This window comes from Youhaiella tibetensis (genome assembly GCF_008000755.1).
Lineage (GTDB): Bacteria > Pseudomonadota > Alphaproteobacteria > Rhizobiales > Devosiaceae > Paradevosia > Paradevosia tibetensis.
Genome location: NZ_CP041690.1, coordinates 3,260,461 through 3,278,245 on the forward strand (window position 1 = coordinate 3,260,461; position 17,785 = coordinate 3,278,245).

Here is a 17,785-nt window from a genome sequence, read left to right on the forward strand (position 1 = left end):
ATGGCACCCGACAAAATAAATGTCAACAAGGCTGACATAAATTCGTCGGTAGCGGCCGCGGACCTGCCGCTTGATGTCATGGGCCTGTTTTTCTTCGCCTATCGGGACTTCGTCCGTGACGCCGATGCCCTCCTCGAGCGCCAGGGATTTGGCCGCGCCCACCATCGGGTGCTCTATTTCGTCAATCTCAAGCCCGGCCTTCCGGTCGCCACCATCCTGGACGTTCTCAAGATCACCAAACAAAGCCTCGCCCGGGTGCTGCGCCAGCTGATCGATAACGGCTATGTCGAGCAGCGCACCGGCCCCTCCGATCGACGCCAGCGCCTACTTTACCCCACCGCAAAGGGGCGTGAATTCTTTGAAACACTTTCCGCGACCCAGGCCAGCCGCATCGAGGCGGCGCTCGCCCCTCTTCCGGCGGAGGCCCGGACGATGATCCTCAAGTTCTTCGTCGGCATGGTCGAAACCGGCGACCGGCCGCTGCTGACGCGCCTGCACCTGACGGACAGCCTCTAGCTCATTCGGCGGCGCGTGGGCTCGGCGTCGTAATAGTCCTTCTTGGACCGGTACATCTGCAGGTCGGCGCGCTTGATGGTTTCCTCGATCGGTTCTTCGGGAAACCGTGTCGCCCGCCCGACTGCCAAATTCAGCGGCAGGCCGGGATAGAACTGGTTGTTCAGCAACACGAGCTTTTCGAGATTGGTCGCAACGGCCTCTGCGCCCTTTTCGTCGACGCCCGGCAGCAGCAGCGCAAACTCATCGCCCCCGATACGCGACGCGCACGCCGGCTTCTCGACGGCCTTGCCCAGCACCTCACCCGCCCGGCGCAGCAGGCCATCGCCCGCGGCATGCCCCCAGAGATCGTTCGCAGCCTTGAGCCCGTTCACATCCACCATGATCACCGAAATCGGCATCACGGCCTTCCGGTCGATGCGGTTGAGCTCGTCCACGAAGAAGGAGCGGTTATAGAGCTTGGTCAGCACGTCGTGCTTGCCGAGGAATTCGAGATACGCCTCGGCCTTCTTGCGGGCAGTGATATCGGTGAGCGCCACCTGCACCAGCGACCAGTCGCCTTCATGGCCGGGCAGCACGGAGAACTGCAGCAGGACGTGGACCTCTTCGCCCGAGAGCGAATAGTTGATCACCTCGCGCCGCTGGAACAGCCTGCCATTCCACAGGTCGATCAACTGCTCGCGGAAATGGGGCAGCATGTCGTCGCGGAAGATGCTGTCCTGATGCTTGAGAAGCTCGTCCTTGGTCTTGGCCCCGAAGAGGTCGAGCGTGGCCTGGTTGACGTCGAGCACGCGGATTTCGCTCATGCAGCGCTCGACGAACTCGGGATGCACGTCGGTGAACACCCGGAAATCGGTGATCCCCTGGAACCGCACGTCTTCGAGCAGCTGGCGAATGGCCGAAAAGTCCTCGACCCAGAGCGACACGGGCGAATGCGTGAACAGGCCTTCGGCATAGCGCGCGCTCAGCGCCAGGCTCCGGCGCGCCGTCTCGCGCTCGGTCACGTCCTCGATCGCGACCAGCACCCGGCTCCAGCTCTCTTCGTGCCCGGGCAGGATGCGGCCAGTCATCTGGATGTCGATGCGCCGACCGTTGAGGCTGTAGTTGACCGATACGTTGGCGAACTCGTGCCGACCTTCCCAGAGCTGGATCATCTCCTCGCCATGGGTCTCCATCATGTCGTCGCGGAATACAGCGCCGAGATTGTCGATCAGGTGTTCGAGGCTGCGCGATTCGAAGAGGCTGTGGGTCTTGCCGTTGACCGCCAGGATCTTGATCTTGTCGGCGCATTCGTGAACGCGGGAGGGATCGGCCTTGAACAACTCGCGCAGATCCGCGATGCCTGCGGCGCGCCATTGTTCGAACAAGGCCTTGAGTTCGCTATAGTCTTCCAACCAGAGGGAGACCGGGGCCAGCTCGAACATCGCCTGGGAGACATCAAAGGTCGTACTACTATCACTCACGTCGACCTCCCGGGCCGCCGAATATGCGCTGCTACCGAAGTCCCCACCTTTCCGGCATTATCATTGTGATCGGGTTAAATCCGGCGCTAAAGCAGCTTTTGGCCGTTTGGAACGCTGCGCTCCATTGCCGCAAGCACGATAGCCCCATCCCCGTCTTCGAAACCAAGCGTAAGGACCTCGCTGCGCAGTGGACCGATTTGTCGTGGCGGAAAATTGACCACCGCCATGACCTGGCGCCCGACAAGTCCTTCGGGCGTGTAATGCGTCGTGATCTGCGCCGAGGATTTCTTGATGCCGATTTCCGGCCCGAAGTCGATGACGAGAATGATCGCCGGCTTGCGGGCCTCCGGGAACGGCCGCGCCTCGATGACAGTACCGCTGCGGATATCGACCTTGAGAAAATCCTCGTAAGTGATCTCAGCCACGGCCAAGCTCCTCGCTGCGCTTGCGCGCCGCGGTGACGGCGCGATCGAGCAGCGGTCCGAACCCTTCGGCGCCCATAAGCACTTCGAGCGCCGCCGCGGTCGTCCCCTTTGGCGAGGTCACGTTCTCGCGCAGCGTCCCGGCGGAAATAGTGGGCTCGGCCTCGAGCAGATAGGCAGCACCGATCACGGTCTGGCGCGCCAGCATCATCGCCTGCTCCTCGGGCAGCCCCTGCGCCACCCCGGCGGCGGCCAGCGCCTCGACGAGGTTGAAGACATAAGCCGGGCCCGAGCCGGAAACGGCGGTGACAGCGTCCAGCGCGGTTTCATCGTCGAACCAGGTTACCTGCCCCGCCGCCTTGAGCAGCGCGTTGGCGGTCTGCCGGTCATCTGCACCGACATCCGACCCCGCCACGGCGCCGGTCACACCCTTGCCGATCTGGGCGGGCGTATTGGGCATCGTACGCACGACCCGGTCAGTGCCGAGCCCTGTAGCGATCTGCGCAATCGAAATGCCCGCCGCAATCGAGACGACCAGCGTCTGCGCGCCGACGACCGGGCGCAATTGCGCCATCACTTCGCCGATGATCTGGGGCTTTACGGCAAGCACCAGCACGGCGGGCGCGATGCCGCCGGCATTGGGCACCAGGCTGGCGCCGGTCTTTACCGCGAAGGTGATCGTATGCTCGCCCGGATTGGGATCGACGAGCACCAGGTTTTTGGGCTCCAGGCCCGCGGCCAGCCAGCCGCGCGCCAGTGCCAAGCCCATCTTGCCGGCACCGGCAAGGACGACAGGACCGATAGTTTGTAGACTCACGCTTCCCCGACTGTCTCGAACATGACGTGGCTCAAGGCCTCGGAAGCACTTTTACCTGCCCAGACGACGAACTGGAATGCCTGATAGTAGAGGTCGCAGGAATCGGTCGCCGAGCGCAGCAGCGCTTCGCATTGCTGCGGCGAGACTTCCGCCCCGCCCGTGAGCAGGTGCGAGTTGCGGAAGAGCACGACCCCTTCCTTGCTCCAGATGTCGAAATGGCCGATCCAGAGCTGCTCATTGACCAGCGCGATCAACTGCTTGACCTCGCTGCGCCGTGCCTCGGGAACCTTCAGATCGAAGGCCGAAGCGATGTGCAACGACTCCAGATCCTCCATCCAGTTGAACGAAACGTGGTAGTCGCTCCACCCGCCCCGGACCGAAATAGAGATTTCGTCGGCGTCCTGGCGCTCGAAGTTCCAATCGTTGATTGCCGCGATGTGCTCGATGATATCGACCGGGTGGACTGTACGGTCCGGTTCGATCTGCAGCAGAAGAGACATGGAAATTAGTCCTGCATTGGCAACGCGTGGATGGGCCGGCCGGCAAACACCCGGCGGGGTACGCAACTTACAAAATGAACTGCCGCACGCATGGAAAGCCTACGAATCGTCCTGTGATTTCAACCTACACTGCACGGTTGATTCCGGGCACTTTCAGCGGGCACCGAGACGGCTTTCTTCTGTGGATGATCAGACCGTTATTGTTAACAAGTTCTTAACGGGACCCGCTCGGACCCCAGTTATTCTGGCCTTTTTTGGCACATTTGAACGATAACAAATCGGTCTAGGCCGAACGGATCAGGGCCGCCCGGCCGTCGGAGGCAACGGGTGTCGCCCTAGAAGAGCCCTTCCGGCCCGCCCCAGCCGGTGGTCAGCGCTTCGCGCCAATGCGGGAAGCCGTTCTCTTCGGCGCGCCGCGCCGCCGCCTCGTGATCGTAACCCAGCACGCGCTGCGTCACCGACCATTTGCCATCGCGCTTTTCGACGATGGCATAGCGTGCATCGGGCGAACCGTGGACGGTCTGCAGCCCGACGCTGCCCGGGTTGACCACCATGCGTCCGTCGCGCAGGCGCACCGAGCGTTCCAGATGCGTGTGGCCGCACAGGAGGACCGGATAGTCGAAGCCCTCGGCCTTCGCGGTCACGCTGGCTTCGTCGGGCAAGGTGGTGCTGCGGGCAGTCCAGAAGTTGTCGAGCCAGACGGCGTTATCGTCGCGCGGCGTGCCGTGGCAGAGAAACACCTCGCCCTCGACCACTCTCGTGGCCGGCAGGCTTTCCAGCCACACCACGTGGCGCGGATCGAGCTGGGCGAGCGCGAAGCGATCGACCGCTCCGAGTTCGAAGACGCCAGTTTCGACCAGATAGCGATCATGGTTGCCGCGCACGGTGGCCGCGTTCATCTCGAGCAGCAGGTCGCCCGTGCGGCGCGGATCGATCGGCCCGCTCAGCGTGTCGCCGAGATTGACCGTCGCGTCCACGCCCTGGCGCGCAATGTCCTCAAGCACAGCTTCGAGGGCGAAACTGTTGCCGTGAATGTCCGAGACGACCGCGAGCCGCAAGGACTAGTCGGCCTTCTTGCTGCGGGGAGCCGGCTTGAGATCGGCGAGTTCCTTGCGGAGCGCCGCGATTTCTTCGCTCTGCACCTGCACCAGTTCGCGCAGCGCATCGAAGTCCTCGCGCTTGACCAGATCCATGTCGGCGATGAAGCGCTGGGCCTGGGCCTTCACCCCGGTCTCCACCTCGCGGCGCACGCCATCGGCAACGCCCGCCGCCTCGTTCATCAATCGTCCGAGATCGTCGAAAATCCTGCTGCCCTGGTTCATCGCCTATGTCCTTCAAGTGCTTGCCGACAAGCGGCAGTCGCCCCTATTTAGGCTGTCGCGACCGGCTTGACCAGAGCAGGCATGGCCTGCATGGTCCAGCCAATCTCTGCGGGAGCCCCGATTTGCCGTTTCCCAACATCGATCCGATCGCCTTCGCCATCGGCCCATTCGCCGTTCGCTGGTATGCGCTGGCCTACCTGGCGGGCGTCGCACTCGGCGTGCTCTACGGCATGTCCCTGCTCAAGCGCCGTTCGCTCTGGAAAGACAATTCGCCCCCGTTCCAGCCCGGCGAACTGATGGATTTCGCGTTCTGGGCCGTCATCGGCATCATCCTGGGCGGCCGCATCGGCTATGTGCTGTTCTACAACCTTTCCTATTACGCGGCGGACCCCGCCGAAGTGTTCGCGCTCTGGGACGGCGGCATGTCGTTTCACGGCGGCCTTATCGGCATCATGGTCGCCATTGTGCTCTTCACCCGCTCGAAGGGCGGCAACCCGCTTTCCGGGCTCGACCTCGTCGCCGCGGTCGGCACCATCGGGCTCTTCCTCGGCCGCATCGCCAACTTCATCAATGGCGAGCTCTTCGGCGCGCCGACGGACCTGCCCTGGGGCGTGGTCTTTCCCAATGGCGGGGACATTCCGCGTCATCCGAGCCAGCTCTATGAAGCCGCGCTCGAAGGCATCGTGCTCTTTCTGGTCATCCGCTACGTCACCCACGTGGCCTATGGCCTGCGCCGTCCCGGCCTCGTCGCGGGCATTTTCGGCGTCGGCTATTCGCTTTCGCGCATTCTTGTCGAGTTCGTGCGGCTGCCCGATGTCCAGATCGGCTATCTCTATGGCGGCTGGCTGACCATGGGCCAGGTGCTCAGCCTGCCGACCCTGTTGGCCGGCATCGCAATGATCGTCTACGCGATGAGGCGTTCCAATGGCCGTTGACCTGAGCCTGGGCGAACTGATCGACCTGCAGATCCGCACCAACGGGCCGATGTCGGTTGCCACCTACATGGGCCTGAGCCTGACCCATCCACGCCTCGGCTACTACAAGGGTGCCGATCCGCTCGGCGCCAAGGGCGACTTCATCACGGCGCCCGAGGTCAGCCAGATGTTCGGCGAGCTCGTCGGCTTCTTCCTCGTCAACCTCTGGCAGCAGATGAAAGAGCCGCGCTCGTTCACCCTGCTCGAACTGGGCCCCGGCCGCGGCACGCTCATGAGCGACGTCATGCGCGTCGCCCAGCGCGCCGAAGGTTTCGCCAATGCGGCCCACCTGCAGCTTTTCGAGACCAACCCAGTCCTCAAGGCCGAGCAGGAAAAGCGCCTGGCGCAGTACCTGCCCTATTGGGCCGACGAAATCGGCGCCCTGAGCGACGATCCCCTGCTGGTCGTCGCCAACGAATTCTTCGATGCCCTGCCCATCCGCCAGTTCGTGCGCGGCGAGGACGCCTGGCACGAGCGCCAGATCGGCCTCCGCGACGGCAAGCGCGCCTTCGGCCTCTCACCCACGCCCATCCCCGCCGAGGTGCTGCCCGAGGAAGTGCGCGATGCCCCGCCCGGCTCGATCTACGAGGCCGGCATCGCTGCCGGCGAAGTGATGGCCACCCTCGCCGAGAAGATCGCCGCGCAGGGCGGAGCAATCCTGGCCATCGACTACGGTTATGGGCGCACCCAGACGGGCGAGACGCTCCAGGCCGTCGCCCGGCACGCCTATGCCGACCCGCTCGAAGCACCCGGCGAGGCAGACCTCTCCGCCCATGTCGATTTCGATGCGCTGGGCAAGGTCGCAACCAAGGCGGGGCTCGTCGTGCAGCCGCTGACGCCCCAGGGGCTTTTCCTCAAGCGCATCGGCATCGGGGAACGCGCCGCCGCGCTCGCCCGCGCCAACCCCGGCGAGATGGACGCCATCGAGGCGGCCCTAAAGCGCCTGATCGCGCCCGACCAGATGGGAGACCTCTTCAAGGTCTTCGTCGCGGCCAGCCCCGGCATCAGCCCGGTCGGGGTCGGCCGGTGACCGCGCCCTTCGAAACCAGCGCGGCGCTCGCCGCGCTTAGAGGCATCCGCCACGGCTTCTTCGGTCGGAACGGCGGTAGCTCGACCGGTGACTTCGCCTCGCTCAACGCCTCCGAGAATGGCGGCGACGATCTGGCCCTCGTGGCGGCCAATCGGGCCGCCATCCGCGAAGCCCTCGGGTTCGAGCGGCTGGCGACGCTGACCCAGACGCACTCGAACCGCGTGGTGACGCTGACCGGCGACCCCGATCTTCAAGCCCGCCCCGACGCCGACGCGCTCGTCACCGACCAGCGCGGGCTTCTTCTCGGCATTCTCACCGCCGACTGCACCCCGATTGCCTTCGCGGACGAAAAGGCCGGGGTCGTCGGCATCGCCCATGCCGGCTGGCAGGGCGCGGTGGACGGCATCGCCGAAAACACCATCGCCGCCATGGAGGCGCTCGGCGCCGACCGGAAGCGCATCGTGGCCGCCATCGGCCCCACCATCTCCGGCCCCAATTATGAAGTGGGTCCGCAGTTTGCCGCCAACCTCCTCGCCCGCAACAGCGAAGCGGGCGTGCATGTCTTTACCCCGCCGGGCGGCAAGGAGCATTTCGATCTCCCCGGCTTCGTCCGTGCACGGCTCTTGGCCGCCGGGGTCGAGGTCGATGCGGCCGGCCAATGCACCTATGCCCACCCCGACCTATATTTCTCGCACCGCTATGCCACCCACCAGGGCACGAAGGCCGGGCGCCAGATGTCGGTGATAGGACTCTTCTAACGATCATTGGTTCTGCGACTAACTGGGAAGTTGCGCGCGGTGACGCCCCGCGCTAAGGGTGCCCGCGAGCGAGGCGCGGGGCTGCGGGAGTCCGGCGCCGAAGGCATCAAAAGCAACAGGGTGGCGCTATGAAACTGGTCACGGGCAACTCCAACCGGGCGCTGGCCGAGGATGTCTCCAGCTACCTCGAACTGCCGCTGACCGACTGCACGGTCAAGCGATTTGCCGACAAGGAAGTCTTTGTCGAGATCCATGAAAACGTCCGCGGTGAGGACGTTTTCATTTTGCAGTCCACCTCGTTCCCCGCCAACGACAACCTGATGGAACTGCTGATCCTGACCGATGCCCTGCGCCGCTCCTCGGCGCGCCGCATCACGGCGGTGATCCCCTATTTCGGCTACGCCCGCCAGGACCGCAAGTCCGCTTCGCGCACCCCCATCTCGGCCAAGCTGGTCGCCAACCTCATCACCGAGGCCGGCGTCAACCGCGTCATCACGCTGGACCTGCATGCCGCCCAGATCCAGGGCTTCTTCGACATCCCTACCGATAACCTCTATGGCGCGCCGGTCATGGTCCGCGACATCCAGGAAAACTACACCAATGGCAACGTGATGATCGTCTCGCCCGACGTCGGCGGCGTGGCCCGGGCCCGCGCCACCGCGCAGCGCATCGGCGCCGATCTCGCCATCGTCGACAAGCGCCGTCCCCGCGCCGGCGTCTCCGAGGTCATGAACATCATCGGCGACGTGTCCGGGCACGCCTGCATCCTGGTCGACGATATCGTCGATTCCGGCGGCACGCTGGTCAATGCGGCCGAAGCCCTGCTCAAGGCAGGCGCCACCGAGGTCTCGGCCTATATCAGCCACGGCGTGCTCTCCGAGGGCGCCGCCGAGCGCATCGCCGCCTCCCGGCTCAAGGAACTGGTGATCAGCGACTCGATCATGGCCACCGATGCCGTCAAGGCCGCCAAGAACATCCGCCGCATCTCGATCGCCCCGCTCATGGGCGAGGCCATCGCGCGCACCGCTTCCGAGCAGAGCGTCTCGAGCCTGCTCGACTGATTTCGCGCGCGTTCCGGGGACGCCTTCCCGTCCCCGGCAACTTTTTTCGCGCAAAAGTCGAAATCGTGTCTGCCTCCCCGTCAATGTAGCATCGGGACACGGTGTTCCGGACAACACCATTGGAGATAGACGATGCGATTCATGTGCCTCATCCACTACGACGAAGCTGCGCTGGCACAGGCGACGCCTGAAGAAATGCAGCAGTTCGGGGCCGCCTGGGGCGCCTTCAACGAAGCGCTGGCCAAGGCAGGCAATCCGGGCGAACGCCTCCAGCCGAGCCGCGCCGCGACCACCGTCCGCGGCATCAAGGGCCGCACCGAGATCCTCGACGGCCCCTATGCCGACACCAAGGAACAGTTCGCCGGCTATTTCATGCTCGATGTCGCCGACCTCGACGCAGCCATCGAGTTCGCCAAATCCTGCCCTGGCGTGCGCTACGGCTCGATCGAGATCCGCCCCTTCTGGCAGCCTCCGGCCGGGCAGGGCTGACCCCTTCCAAACCCCGGCAGGCGCGGCGGGTTATTCCGCCCGCCTGTCGAAATCGGCCTCCCTCGCGCGACATTGTCGTGACGGGCTATGGTGCCCGCGCCGATATGCGAGGAGAGACCGATGAAATACCTGCTCATGCTCTATGCCGACGAAGTCGCGGGCTCCAGGATCAGCCCCGAGGACATGCGCGGCTTCATGCAGACCATGCATGCCTACCAGGACGCCCTGACCAAGGCCGGCGCCTTCGTCGAAACCGCGCCCCTCACCCCCACCACGCAGGCCAAGACCCTCCACCTCGATAACGGCGAGTTGCAGGTGCACGACGGCCCCTACGCCGAGACCCGCGAGCAGTTCGGCGGCTACTACATCATCGAGGCGTCCAACATGGAAGAGGCGCTCCAATGGGCAGCCAAATGTCCGGCAGCGACCTGGGGCAAGATCGAAGTCCGCCAGCTCGCGAGTTTTTCCTAGAATTTCGACGGCGCGGTCGAAATGGCCCCCACTGCCCCGACATTGTAACATCGGGGCACGGTGCTCCGGCCACTCAAGGGAATATCCAGATGCGCTACATGCTGCTGATCCACCAGGACGAAAACATCTACAAGTCCAGCTCCCAGGCCAACGTTACCGCCATGTCGAGCGACTACGCCGCCTTCAACGAGGCCATGAGGAAGGCCGGCGTGCTGCTCTCGGGCGAGCGCCTGCAGTTCACCGACACCGCCGCGAGCGTGCGTGTCGCAGATGGGCGGACCGAAGTGCTGGACGGCCCCTATGCCGACACCAAGGAACAGTTCGGCGGCTTCTACATGATCGAAGCACCCGACCTCGACCAGGCCGTGGCCTGGGCCGCCCGCTGCCCCGCCGCCCAGAACGGCACGGTGGAAGTCCGCCCGATCTGGGAACTGACGGGCAACTGAACCATGAACCAGATGGGCAACGAAGCGCGCCGCGCCGCCGAGCGCGTGGCACGCGAAAGCTATGGTCGCCTCGTTGCCTTTCTGGCAGCCCGCACGCGCGACGTCGCCGGCGCCGAAGATGCGTTGGCCGAAGCCTTCGCTACGGCCCTGCGCATGTGGCCGGAGGATGGCGTACCTTCCAACCCCGACGCCTGGCTGCTGACGGTGGCGCGGCGCCGCCAGACCGATGCCGTCCGCCGCCGCCAGACGCGCACGGCCGGCGAAACCCACCTCAAGCTCATCGCCGACGAGATCGAAGCCGCCATGGAAACGCCCGATGAGATACCCGACAGACGCCTGGCGCTGATGTTCACCTGCGCCCACCCCGCCATCGAGCCCGGCATGCGGGCGCCGCTGATCCTCCAGACCATCCTCGGCCTCACCGCCCAGGACATCGCTGCCGCCTTCCTCATTCCGCCAGCCACGATGGGCCAGCGCCTGGTGCGCGCCAAGACCCGGATCAAGGAAGCGGGAATTCCCTTCCGCGTGCCCGATCGCGAAGAACTGCCCGGGCGGCTCGACGCGGTGCTCGAGGCGATCTACGCCGCCTATGCCAAGGGTTGGGGCGAGATCGGGGAGACCGGCTCGGCGCAAATGGCCGAGGAGGCCATCTGGCTGGGCCAGCTCGTGGTCACGCTCATGCCCGAAGAGCCCGAAGCCAAGGGTATGCTGGCGCTGATGCTCTATACCGAAGCCCGCCGCCGGGCCCGACGCTCCCCGACCGGCGCCTATGTGCCGCTCGAGGAGCAGAACACCGCTCTCTGGGACGACTGGCAGATCGACCTCGCCGAAAACCTCCTGCGCCAGGCCAATGCCGGCGGACCGAGCGGGCGCTACCAGATCGAAGCGGCAATCCAGTCCGCCCACGCCGCCCGCCGCCTGCGCGGCGCCCCGACCTGGCCGGTGGTGATTTCGCTCTACGATCATCTGCTCAGCCTGACCGGCTCGCCCGTGGTGGCGCTCAACCGCGCCGTGGCGCGGGCCGAAGTGGAAGGCCCGATCGCCGCGCTGGAGGACATTGCGGCAATAGCCGCCGACAAGCGCATGGCCGACTACCAGCCCTATTGGGCCGCCCTCGGCCATCTCAACGCCCTTGCGGGCAATAGGGAGGCGGCGTTCGAGGCCTGGACGCTGGCGAGCGGCCTGTCGGCGGATCCGGCAGTGCGGCACTATCTCAATGACCGGATTGCCGCCCTGCGAAACGGGTGAGATGGTTCGCCCAGGCGCCGCACGCCGCAAATCACGCCTCCCCGGATCAGGCCGGGGACGTGCAGCGAGTGCAGATCGTTCTCGCGCACCGCCTACTTGCCGATATCCCGGCTTTCCTCTATATCCCGCCGCCATGAAGCGCCTGTCACCCCTGGAGGATGGGCGCGTGTGCTATGAAGGTTCATGGCGCACACCAACCCAGAATGGAACATTCCATGGCTGATGCTACCGAGCTCAAGGCTCAGGCGCGGACCCGGGTGGGCAAGGGGGCCGCTCGTGCACTGCGTCGTGAGGGCCTTATCCCTGCAGTTATCTACGGCGACAAGAAGTCCCCCGAGGCGATCGCGATTTCCTACAAGGAAGCGATGAAGCGCATCTATGCCGGCGGCTTCCTCTCGCACGTCATCACGCTCGACGTCGATGGCACCAAGCACAAGGTGATCCCCAAGGATTACCAGCTCGACCCGGTCCGCGACTTCGCGCTCCACGTCGACTTCCTGCGCGTCGGTGCCAATGCCAAGCTGAACGTCCAGGTGCACGTCCGTTTCATCAACGAAGACGCTTCGCCCGGCCTCAAGCGTGGTGGTACGCTCAACATCTCGCACCACACGCTCGACCTGACCGTTGACGCCAACAACATTCCGGAAGAAGTCGTTGTCGACCTCACCGGCCTGGAAATCGGCGACATCATCCACATCTCCTCGATCAAGCTCCCCAAGGGTGCTTCGGACCACAGCCATGAGCAGGACCTGACGATCGCCTCGATCGTTGCCCCGTCCGCCCTGCGCTCCGAGGAAGATGCCGCTCCGGCCGCTGAAGAAGCTGCCAAGGAGTAAGCCCGCCCGCGCTCCGGAAACCGCCAGCCGTTTTTCGGACGCGAACGTGCTAGAATAATCGAGGCGGCCCCAAGGGTCGCCTCTTTCATTTCGGAGACCGAAATGCATCTTCTTGTCGGCCTGGGCAATCCGGGCGCGCAATATGAGAGAAATCGCCACAACATCGGCTTCCTGGCCGTGGACGAGATCGCGCGCCGGCACAATTTCGGGCCGTTCCGGCAGAAGTTCAACGGCCTCATCGCCGAGGGCACGATCGAGGGCAACAAGGCCCTGATCCTCAAGCCGCAGACCTTCATGAACCGCTCGGGCGATTCGGTGGTTCAGGCGACCAAATTCTACAAGATCGCCCCCGAGGACGTGTCGGTGCTCTATGACGAACTCGACCTCGCTCCCGGCAAGGTCCGCGTCAAGATCGGCGGCGGCAGCGGCGGCCACAACGGCATCCGCTCCATCGATCCGCAGATCGGCCCCAATTACCGCCGCGTGCGGCTGGGCATCGGCCATCCCGGCTCCAAGGACGCGGTGATGCACTACGTCCTCGGCGACTTCGCCAAGGCCGACGCCGCCTGGCTCGATCCCCTGCTCGAGGCCATCGCCGACAGCGCCGGGCTGCTGGTGCGCAAGGACGACAACGGCTTCATGAACAAGCTGGCCATCGCCAACGGCAAGGGCGGGGAATCGGGCCCGCACTCGCCGGCGCGAAAAGCCCAGTCGGAAAAACCCGCGCCCAAGGCGCAGAGCCATATCCGCGCCGCCCGCCCCAAGCAGCCCTCGGCCAAGGTTCCCGAAACCGGACCGATGGCCGCCATGCTCAAGAAGCTGTTCGGCAAGGACGACGCCTGACCCTTTCCTTCCCCGGATTGACATCATGCGCTATCCGCACGATGTCGGGGACTAAATTGTTTCGGAGACTTCCATGGGACTGAAAATGGGCATTGTCGGTCTGCCCAATGTCGGCAAATCGACGCTCTTTAACGCCCTGACGCGCACCGCCGCGGCGCAGGCTGCGAATTTTCCGTTCTGCACCATCGAGCCCAATGTCGGCGAAGTGGCCATTCCCGATGCCCGGCTCGAGAAGCTGGCAGCGGTCGCCAAGTCGCAGCAGACCATTCCGGCCCGCATGAGCTTCGTGGACATCGCGGGCCTGGTGAAGGGCGCCAGCAAGGGCGAGGGCCTGGGCAACCAGTTCCTGGCCAACATCCGCGAGTGCGACGCCATCGCCTATGTGCTGCGCTGCTTCGAGGACGGCAACGTCATCCACGTCGCCAACAAGATCGACCCCATCGCCGACGCCGAAGTGGTCGAGACCGAGCTGATGCTCGCGGACCTGGAAAGCCTCGAGAAGCGCCTGCCGGGCCTCGAGAAGAAGGCCAAGGGCGGCGACAAGGAGGCCAAGCTCACCGTCGACCTCATCAACCGCTCGCTGGCCCTGCTGCGCGAGGGCAAGTCGGCGCGGCTGGTCGAGCGCTCTGCCGAGGAAGAGAAAGCTTTCACCGAGCTCCAGCTCCTCACCAGCAAGCCGGCGCTTTTCGTCTGCAACGTCGACGAAGGCTCGGCCGCCACCGGCAACGCCATGACCCAGCGCGTCGAGGACTACGCCAAGACGCACAATGCCGCCGTCATCATCATCTCGGCCGAGATCGAGAGCCAGCTCTCCCAGCTGCCCGATGCCGAGCAGCGGGAATACCTGGAATCGCTCGGCCTGGAAGAGCCCGGTCTCAACCGGCTCATCCGCGAGGCCTACGACCTCCTCGGCCTGCAGACCTATTTCACCGCCGGCCCCAAGGAAGCGCGCGCCTGGACCATCCACAAGGGCGACAAGGCCCCGCAGGCCGCCGGCGTCATCCACTCGGACTTCGAGCGTGGCTTCATCCGCGCCCAGACCATCGCCTTCGACGACTACGTGACCCTGGGGGGGGAAGTGCCGGCCAAGGAAGCCGGCAAGGCGCGCGACGAAGGCAAGGAATATGTGGTCAAGGACGGCGACGTAATGCTGTTCAAGTTCAACACCTAAGCCTTTCCCTGCTTTTGGCGCATAGCGGAAATTCCCGCTGTGGCCGGCTCGAACCTTGAAATCGCCCCGGTTTGGGGCGATTTCGCAGCCAAGCGCGAATGCGCGGCAAGGGAGGAGGACTGACGGAGACCAGACATGAACACCCAGTACAAGGGTTTTGACATCACCCTCACCTCCGGCGACCATTGGGCCGCCAGGATTACCCGGATCGCCACCGGCAAGGCATTCTCCCAGCAGCAGACGACCCCGCTCGAAGCCGGCGCCGACGCTGCCCTGGCCCGCGCCCGCAACCTGGTAGACGCGTTCCTCGCCCTCAACGGGCGCTGATCCCCCTCGCTTTTTGACCTGACCGCATCCCGATGCCGGGTGTATCATGCCCTCTCGCAAGACAGGGAGGGCATCATGCATGCGTACAATGTCGTGCGTTTCCGGGTGAAACCGGGCATGGAACAGGCGTTCATCGACGGCCAGAGGGCCGACACGGCGCCGTTCCAGGGGTTTGAGGGCGGCGCCTTGATCAAGACGGGCGATCGCACCTATTGCTTCATCGGGATATGGGAGAACTTCGAGCGCATCGTGGCGGCGCGTCCGGCCATGATCGGCATGCTCGACAAGGTTCGCTCCACGCTCGAGGACCAGGGCAGCGGCCTGGGCCTGACCGACCCGGTGTCCGGTGAAGCGGTGATCGAGTACCCGCCCAGCGCCTGAACGGCGCTGAATCGGGGTTCGCATTCGCGTGGCGGGCGGCTATACCTCCCGGCATCATGAATCCTGTCACCGCCAACAGACGGCATTTCGAGGACCTTGCGGAAGGCGAGGTGATCACGCTCGGCCAGGTCAACCTGACCCGCGACATGATCTTCACCTTCGCCCGCGAGTTCGATCCCCTGCCCTTCCATCTCGACGAGGCGGCGGCCAAGGCCTCGCTTCTCGGCGGCCTCGCCTCGAGCGGCTGGCAGACCGGCGCGCTGAGCCTGCGCATGCTTGTGGACAGCTTCCTCTCGACCATCGCGGCAGCGGGCGGCCTGGGCTTTTCCAACCTCAAGTGGCGCAAGCCCTTCATGGCCGGCGACACCATTTCGGGCACCGCCACGGTTTCGAAGCTGCACCGCTCCCACCACCACCCGCAATGGGGCGTGATGGAACTCATGCTCGATATCCGCAACCAGAAGGGCGAGCCGGTAATGACCATGCAACTTGCCAACCTGGTGGAACTGCGCAACCCCGAGGCGCCGCTGTGACCCGCTGGTTCGAGGACATCACCATCGACGAGCCCTTCCCGCTCGGCGAGCACACCTTCACCGAAGAGGAGATCATCCGCTTCGGCAAGCTCTACGATCCCCAATATTTCCACACCGATCCCGAAGCGGCCCGGCACAGCCATTTCGGCGGCCTGGTCGCCAGCGGCTGGCACACGGTTTCGGTCGGACACCGCAAAATGGTGGATGCCCTCTTCGCCGAGGAGGAGCGCCTGCGCGGCATGGGCCAGGAGCCGGGTGTTTCCGGCCCCTCTCCCGGCGTCAACAAGATGGCGTTCAAGGCCCCCGTCCGCCCCGGCGACACCGTGACCTATACCCTGGTCGTCACCGACAAGCGCGCCTCCAATTCCATTCCCGGCTGGGGCCTGCTGTTCAACCACCTGACCGCGGTCAACCAGGACGGCGAACTCGTCTACGACGCCGAACTGGTGGGCTTCAACAAGTTGCGAGACTACCGGATGCCGCTGCGTCTCAAGCTCGCGATGGCGTTGACCCGCGTGCCCGGCTTGAACAAACTGCTGGCGCGCTCATCCTGAGTCGCCTCAATCCGGAACCCGCTGCCTTGCGCCTCATCGCCCTCTCCGCTGCCTTCCTCACCGCCCTTTCGGGCAGCGCCTTCGCGCAGGTCTTCCAGGGCAACTGGTATTGCATGGCGGGCGACCAGAAGGCAGGCGTGCTCACCATCTACAATGGCTCGTACGGCTTCGCCTCGGCGGTCTATGGCGACAAGAGCTCAGGCGTGGGCGCCGTGCAGGGTTATTCGGATGGCGTCACCTTCACCGACGGCCCCCTAGTCACCGAACTGGGCATCCAGGTCGGCCGGCTGCTGGTGGGCGAAGGCGCCCCCTCGATGACCATCGAGAATGCCAACGCCATCGTCATGGTCTGCACTACCCTCCAGAATTCCGGCCTCGTGGCTCCGCCCCAGGGCACTACCCCCGTCGCACAGTAGGCGCACCGACACGCCGGCTCGGATCGCTCCGGTCGGTTGCGGGGTGGTTCATTGGCGGCTCGGGGCGAGGTTTGCCTCAAGTCTATGGATGCTAGCGGTAATGCGAGGCATCGCCTCGCCCCTTGAGCGTTTGGGGTTTCTACAAGCCCGTCCACGCAAGTTGCCCGCGAGCGCACTCCGGGCCGGTCACGTCACACTTAGGCCGTAAGCCCAGGCGCCCCCGGACTTCCCCCAACTCCCAGATCCTGGCGGCAGGGCAAGGGACGCGTGAGCTCCTCACGTCCCCAGTCCTGACGCCAGCCGCCGCAGCACCGCGTACCGTGCCTCGCCGTTGGCGGAGGGATGGAGAAAGTATGCGGGAGGGGTGGTGTGCGGGGATAAGTTTTTTGGCGCTTTGTTGAGATTGGGGTGGCACGCGCTCTGTCCGCCGACTTCCCGGCGCAGGCCGGGGTCCAGTTGGGCTGGTGGGAGATCTCGGGGATACGTGAGCGCGCTTGGGGCGACGTATTAGCCAGCAGGTCTCCCTCCCCCTTTGTGGGGAGGGAACAAGGGTGGGGGTAAACTTCACCCTCGGTGTCTCTTGCCACCCCCACCCTCCATCCCTCCCCACAGGGGGGAGGGAGGCGATGGGGTTGGGGCGGTGGGGGTGTCTTCCACCCGGACCACGTCACCCTTGACTCTCCTCACCTCATTCCATAACCTTTTCGTTATACACGGGAGAGGAGCCATGGGAAAGTCAGTGGACGTGAGCTTGCCGTCGGACACCGAGCTTGCCGTGACGCGCGTATTCGAGGCGCCGGCGCGACTGGTGTTTGATTTTCATACCAGGCCCGAACATGTGCGGCGCTGGTTGCTGGGGCCGCCGGGATGGAGCATGCCGGTTTGCGAGATCGACCTGCGGATTGGAGGCGGCTATCGCTATGTCTGGCGCAACGACGCCGATGGCACCCAGTTCGGGACCACGGGCACCTATAGGGAAATCGTCGAGCCGACGCGGATCGTCCATACCGAGAACATGGAAGGATTCGAGGGCGAGAGCCTATGCACCCTCACCCTCCTCGAGGACGGCGCCATGACGACGCTGACCTATGTCTTCAGGTTCCAAAGCCGCGCGGCACGCGACGGCGCCATGAGCACCGGCATGACCGATGGCATGGGCCTGAGCTACGACCGGCTCGATGAGGCCATGGCCGAAGCCGTCCAGTAAGAA

24 protein-coding genes are annotated in these 17,785 nt (G+C 64.8%); 18 read left to right on the plus strand and 6 right to left on the minus strand.

Translation table 11 applies throughout. The features are described 5' to 3' along the window. The gene (locus FNA67_RS15960; RefSeq protein ID WP_049706092.1) at positions 1-516 is read left to right on the plus strand and encodes a MarR family winged helix-turn-helix transcriptional regulator; all 516 of its coding nucleotides are present in this window, start codon (positions 1-3) and stop codon (positions 514-516) included. On the opposite strand, the gene FNA67_RS15965 is transcribed toward FNA67_RS15960, so the two are convergent. The 6 genes from FNA67_RS15965 to FNA67_RS15990 all read right to left on the minus strand — a co-directional run bounded on the left by FNA67_RS15965 (position 513) and on the right by FNA67_RS15990 (position 5,037). Next, on the minus strand, positions 513-1,937 hold the full coding sequence (locus FNA67_RS15965) for a sensor domain-containing diguanylate cyclase (RefSeq protein ID WP_147658220.1): 1,425 nt from the start codon (positions 1,935-1,937) through the stop codon (positions 513-515). The two genes, FNA67_RS15960 and FNA67_RS15965, sit on opposite strands and share 4 nt — an antisense overlap. Positions 1,938-2,062: 125 nt before the next feature. Then, positions 2,063-2,401 carry a tRNA-binding protein gene (locus tag FNA67_RS15970; RefSeq protein WP_049706094.1) on the minus strand — a complete coding sequence of 113 codons (339 nt, stop codon included), beginning with the start codon at positions 2,399-2,401 and terminating at the stop codon, positions 2,063-2,065. Next, positions 2,394-3,215 (minus strand): pyrroline-5-carboxylate reductase, encoded by an 822-nt coding sequence (proC, locus tag FNA67_RS15975; RefSeq protein WP_174851683.1) that lies wholly within the window; start codon positions 3,213-3,215, stop codon positions 2,394-2,396. The genes FNA67_RS15970 and proC overlap by 8 nt, the downstream gene beginning before the upstream one ends. Next, on the minus strand, positions 3,212-3,715 hold the full coding sequence (locus tag FNA67_RS15980) for a type III secretion system chaperone family protein (protein ID WP_049706096.1): 504 nt from the start codon (positions 3,713-3,715) through the stop codon (positions 3,212-3,214). The genes proC and FNA67_RS15980 overlap by 4 nt, the downstream gene beginning before the upstream one ends. Before the next feature lie 335 nt (positions 3,716-4,050). Next, the gene (locus FNA67_RS15985; protein ID WP_049706097.1) at positions 4,051-4,773 is read right to left on the minus strand and encodes a metallophosphoesterase family protein; all 723 of its coding nucleotides are present in this window, start codon (positions 4,771-4,773) and stop codon (positions 4,051-4,053) included. Between the two features lie 3 nt (positions 4,774-4,776). Further along, positions 4,777-5,037 (minus strand): accessory factor UbiK family protein, encoded by a 261-nt coding sequence (locus FNA67_RS15990; protein WP_049706098.1) that lies wholly within the window; start codon positions 5,035-5,037, stop codon positions 4,777-4,779. A gap of 122 nt (positions 5,038-5,159) precedes the next feature. On the opposite strand from FNA67_RS15990, the gene lgt reads away from it, so the two are divergent. From lgt to FNA67_RS16075, 17 genes are all read left to right on the plus strand, one after another. Continuing rightward, positions 5,160-5,972: a prolipoprotein diacylglyceryl transferase gene (lgt, locus tag FNA67_RS15995; protein ID WP_244616368.1), complete on the plus strand. Its 813-nt coding sequence runs from the start codon at positions 5,160-5,162 to the stop codon at positions 5,970-5,972. After that, positions 5,962-7,041, plus strand: a complete 1,080-nt coding sequence (locus FNA67_RS16000) for a class I SAM-dependent methyltransferase (RefSeq protein WP_210246390.1) — start codon at positions 5,962-5,964, stop codon at positions 7,039-7,041. Before lgt ends, FNA67_RS16000 begins: the two co-directional genes overlap by 11 nt. After that, complete coding sequence (gene pgeF, locus FNA67_RS16005; RefSeq protein ID WP_147656887.1) at positions 7,038-7,799, plus strand: peptidoglycan editing factor PgeF; 762 nt, start codon at positions 7,038-7,040, stop codon at positions 7,797-7,799. The genes FNA67_RS16000 and pgeF overlap by 4 nt, the downstream gene beginning before the upstream one ends. Before the next feature lie 128 nt (positions 7,800-7,927). Further along, positions 7,928-8,860, plus strand: a complete 933-nt coding sequence (locus tag FNA67_RS16010; RefSeq protein WP_049706101.1) for a ribose-phosphate pyrophosphokinase — start codon at positions 7,928-7,930, stop codon at positions 8,858-8,860. A gap of 132 nt (positions 8,861-8,992) precedes the next feature. Continuing rightward, positions 8,993-9,349, plus strand: coding sequence for a YciI family protein (locus FNA67_RS16015; protein WP_049706102.1), 357 nt, complete (start codon positions 8,993-8,995; stop codon positions 9,347-9,349). A gap of 120 nt (positions 9,350-9,469) precedes the next feature. After that, positions 9,470-9,820 (plus strand): YciI family protein, encoded by a 351-nt coding sequence (locus FNA67_RS16020; protein WP_147656889.1) that lies wholly within the window; start codon positions 9,470-9,472, stop codon positions 9,818-9,820. 89 nt (positions 9,821-9,909) lie between these two features. Beyond that, positions 9,910-10,266, plus strand: a complete 357-nt coding sequence (locus FNA67_RS16025) for a YciI family protein (protein WP_147656891.1) — start codon at positions 9,910-9,912, stop codon at positions 10,264-10,266. Positions 10,267-10,269: 3 nt separating this feature from the next. After that, entirely contained in the window at positions 10,270-11,514 is a 1,245-nt protein-coding gene (locus FNA67_RS16030; RefSeq protein ID WP_147656893.1) for an RNA polymerase sigma factor, read from the plus strand. A gap of 215 nt (positions 11,515-11,729) precedes the next feature. After that, positions 11,730-12,350, plus strand: a complete 621-nt coding sequence (locus tag FNA67_RS16035) for a 50S ribosomal protein L25/general stress protein Ctc (RefSeq protein WP_049706106.1) — start codon at positions 11,730-11,732, stop codon at positions 12,348-12,350. 102 nt (positions 12,351-12,452) lie between these two features. Next, entirely contained in the window at positions 12,453-13,193 is a 741-nt protein-coding gene (gene pth / locus FNA67_RS16040; protein ID WP_147656894.1) for an aminoacyl-tRNA hydrolase, read from the plus strand. A 73-nt stretch (positions 13,194-13,266) separates the two neighbouring features. Next, a complete protein-coding gene (gene ychF, locus FNA67_RS16045; RefSeq protein WP_147656897.1) occupies positions 13,267-14,364 on the plus strand; it encodes a redox-regulated ATPase YchF in 1,098 nt (365 codons plus the stop codon). Positions 14,365-14,499: 135 nt separating this feature from the next. Then, positions 14,500-14,691 carry a hypothetical protein gene (locus tag FNA67_RS16050; protein ID WP_049706109.1) on the plus strand — a complete coding sequence of 64 codons (192 nt, stop codon included), beginning with the start codon at positions 14,500-14,502 and terminating at the stop codon, positions 14,689-14,691. A 75-nt stretch (positions 14,692-14,766) separates the two neighbouring features. Beyond that, positions 14,767-15,072, plus strand: a complete 306-nt coding sequence (locus FNA67_RS16055) for a hypothetical protein (RefSeq protein WP_049706110.1) — start codon at positions 14,767-14,769, stop codon at positions 15,070-15,072. Positions 15,073-15,128: 56 nt separating this feature from the next. Next, positions 15,129-15,605, plus strand: coding sequence for a MaoC family dehydratase (locus FNA67_RS16060; RefSeq protein WP_053167981.1), 477 nt, complete (start codon positions 15,129-15,131; stop codon positions 15,603-15,605). Continuing rightward, on the plus strand, positions 15,602-16,159 hold the full coding sequence (locus FNA67_RS16065; protein ID WP_049706111.1) for a MaoC family dehydratase: 558 nt from the start codon (positions 15,602-15,604) through the stop codon (positions 16,157-16,159). The genes FNA67_RS16060 and FNA67_RS16065 overlap by 4 nt, the downstream gene beginning before the upstream one ends. A 26-nt stretch (positions 16,160-16,185) precedes the next feature. Next, the gene (locus tag FNA67_RS16070) at positions 16,186-16,575 is read left to right on the plus strand and encodes a hypothetical protein (protein WP_147656902.1); all 390 of its coding nucleotides are present in this window, start codon (positions 16,186-16,188) and stop codon (positions 16,573-16,575) included. Positions 16,576-17,302: 727 nt separating this feature from the next. Further along, entirely contained in the window at positions 17,303-17,782 is a 480-nt protein-coding gene (locus tag FNA67_RS16075; RefSeq protein WP_147656904.1) for an SRPBCC family protein, read from the plus strand. Positions 17,783-17,785: the final 3 nt, after the last annotated feature.

Bases quoted from the DNA above. Each gene is read 5' to 3' on its own strand.
- FNA67_RS15960 (WP_049706092.1), top strand. From the start codon at position 1: ATGGCACCCGACAAAATAAATGTCAACAAGGCTGACATAAATTCGTCG.
- FNA67_RS15965 (WP_147658220.1), bottom strand. From the start codon at position 1,937: ATGTTCGAGCTGGCCCCGGTCTCCCTCTGGTTGGAAGACTATAGCGAA.
- FNA67_RS15980 (WP_049706096.1), bottom strand. From the start codon at position 3,715: ATGTCTCTTCTGCTGCAGATCGAACCGGACCGTACAGTCCACCCGGTC.
- FNA67_RS15990 (WP_049706098.1), bottom strand. From the start codon at position 5,037: ATGAACCAGGGCAGCAGGATTTTCGACGATCTCGGACGATTGATGAAC.
- FNA67_RS16000 (WP_210246390.1), top strand. From the start codon at position 5,962: ATGGCCGTTGACCTGAGCCTGGGCGAACTGATCGACCTGCAGATCCGC.
- FNA67_RS16010 (WP_049706101.1), top strand. From the start codon at position 7,928: ATGAAACTGGTCACGGGCAACTCCAACCGGGCGCTGGCCGAGGATGTC.
- FNA67_RS16015 (WP_049706102.1), top strand. From the start codon at position 8,993: ATGCGATTCATGTGCCTCATCCACTACGACGAAGCTGCGCTGGCACAG.
- FNA67_RS16020 (WP_147656889.1), top strand. From the start codon at position 9,470: ATGAAATACCTGCTCATGCTCTATGCCGACGAAGTCGCGGGCTCCAGG.
- FNA67_RS16025 (WP_147656891.1), top strand. From the start codon at position 9,910: ATGCGCTACATGCTGCTGATCCACCAGGACGAAAACATCTACAAGTCC.
- FNA67_RS16030 (WP_147656893.1), top strand. From the start codon at position 10,270: ATGAACCAGATGGGCAACGAAGCGCGCCGCGCCGCCGAGCGCGTGGCA.
- FNA67_RS16035 (WP_049706106.1), top strand. From the start codon at position 11,730: ATGGCTGATGCTACCGAGCTCAAGGCTCAGGCGCGGACCCGGGTGGGC.
- pth (WP_147656894.1), top strand. From the start codon at position 12,453: ATGCATCTTCTTGTCGGCCTGGGCAATCCGGGCGCGCAATATGAGAGA.
- ychF (WP_147656897.1), top strand. From the start codon at position 13,267: ATGGGACTGAAAATGGGCATTGTCGGTCTGCCCAATGTCGGCAAATCG.
- FNA67_RS16050 (WP_049706109.1), top strand. From the start codon at position 14,500: ATGAACACCCAGTACAAGGGTTTTGACATCACCCTCACCTCCGGCGAC.
- FNA67_RS16055 (WP_049706110.1), top strand. From the start codon at position 14,767: ATGCATGCGTACAATGTCGTGCGTTTCCGGGTGAAACCGGGCATGGAA.
- FNA67_RS16060 (WP_053167981.1), top strand. From the start codon at position 15,129: ATGAATCCTGTCACCGCCAACAGACGGCATTTCGAGGACCTTGCGGAA.
- FNA67_RS16075 (WP_147656904.1), top strand. From the start codon at position 17,303: ATGGGAAAGTCAGTGGACGTGAGCTTGCCGTCGGACACCGAGCTTGCC.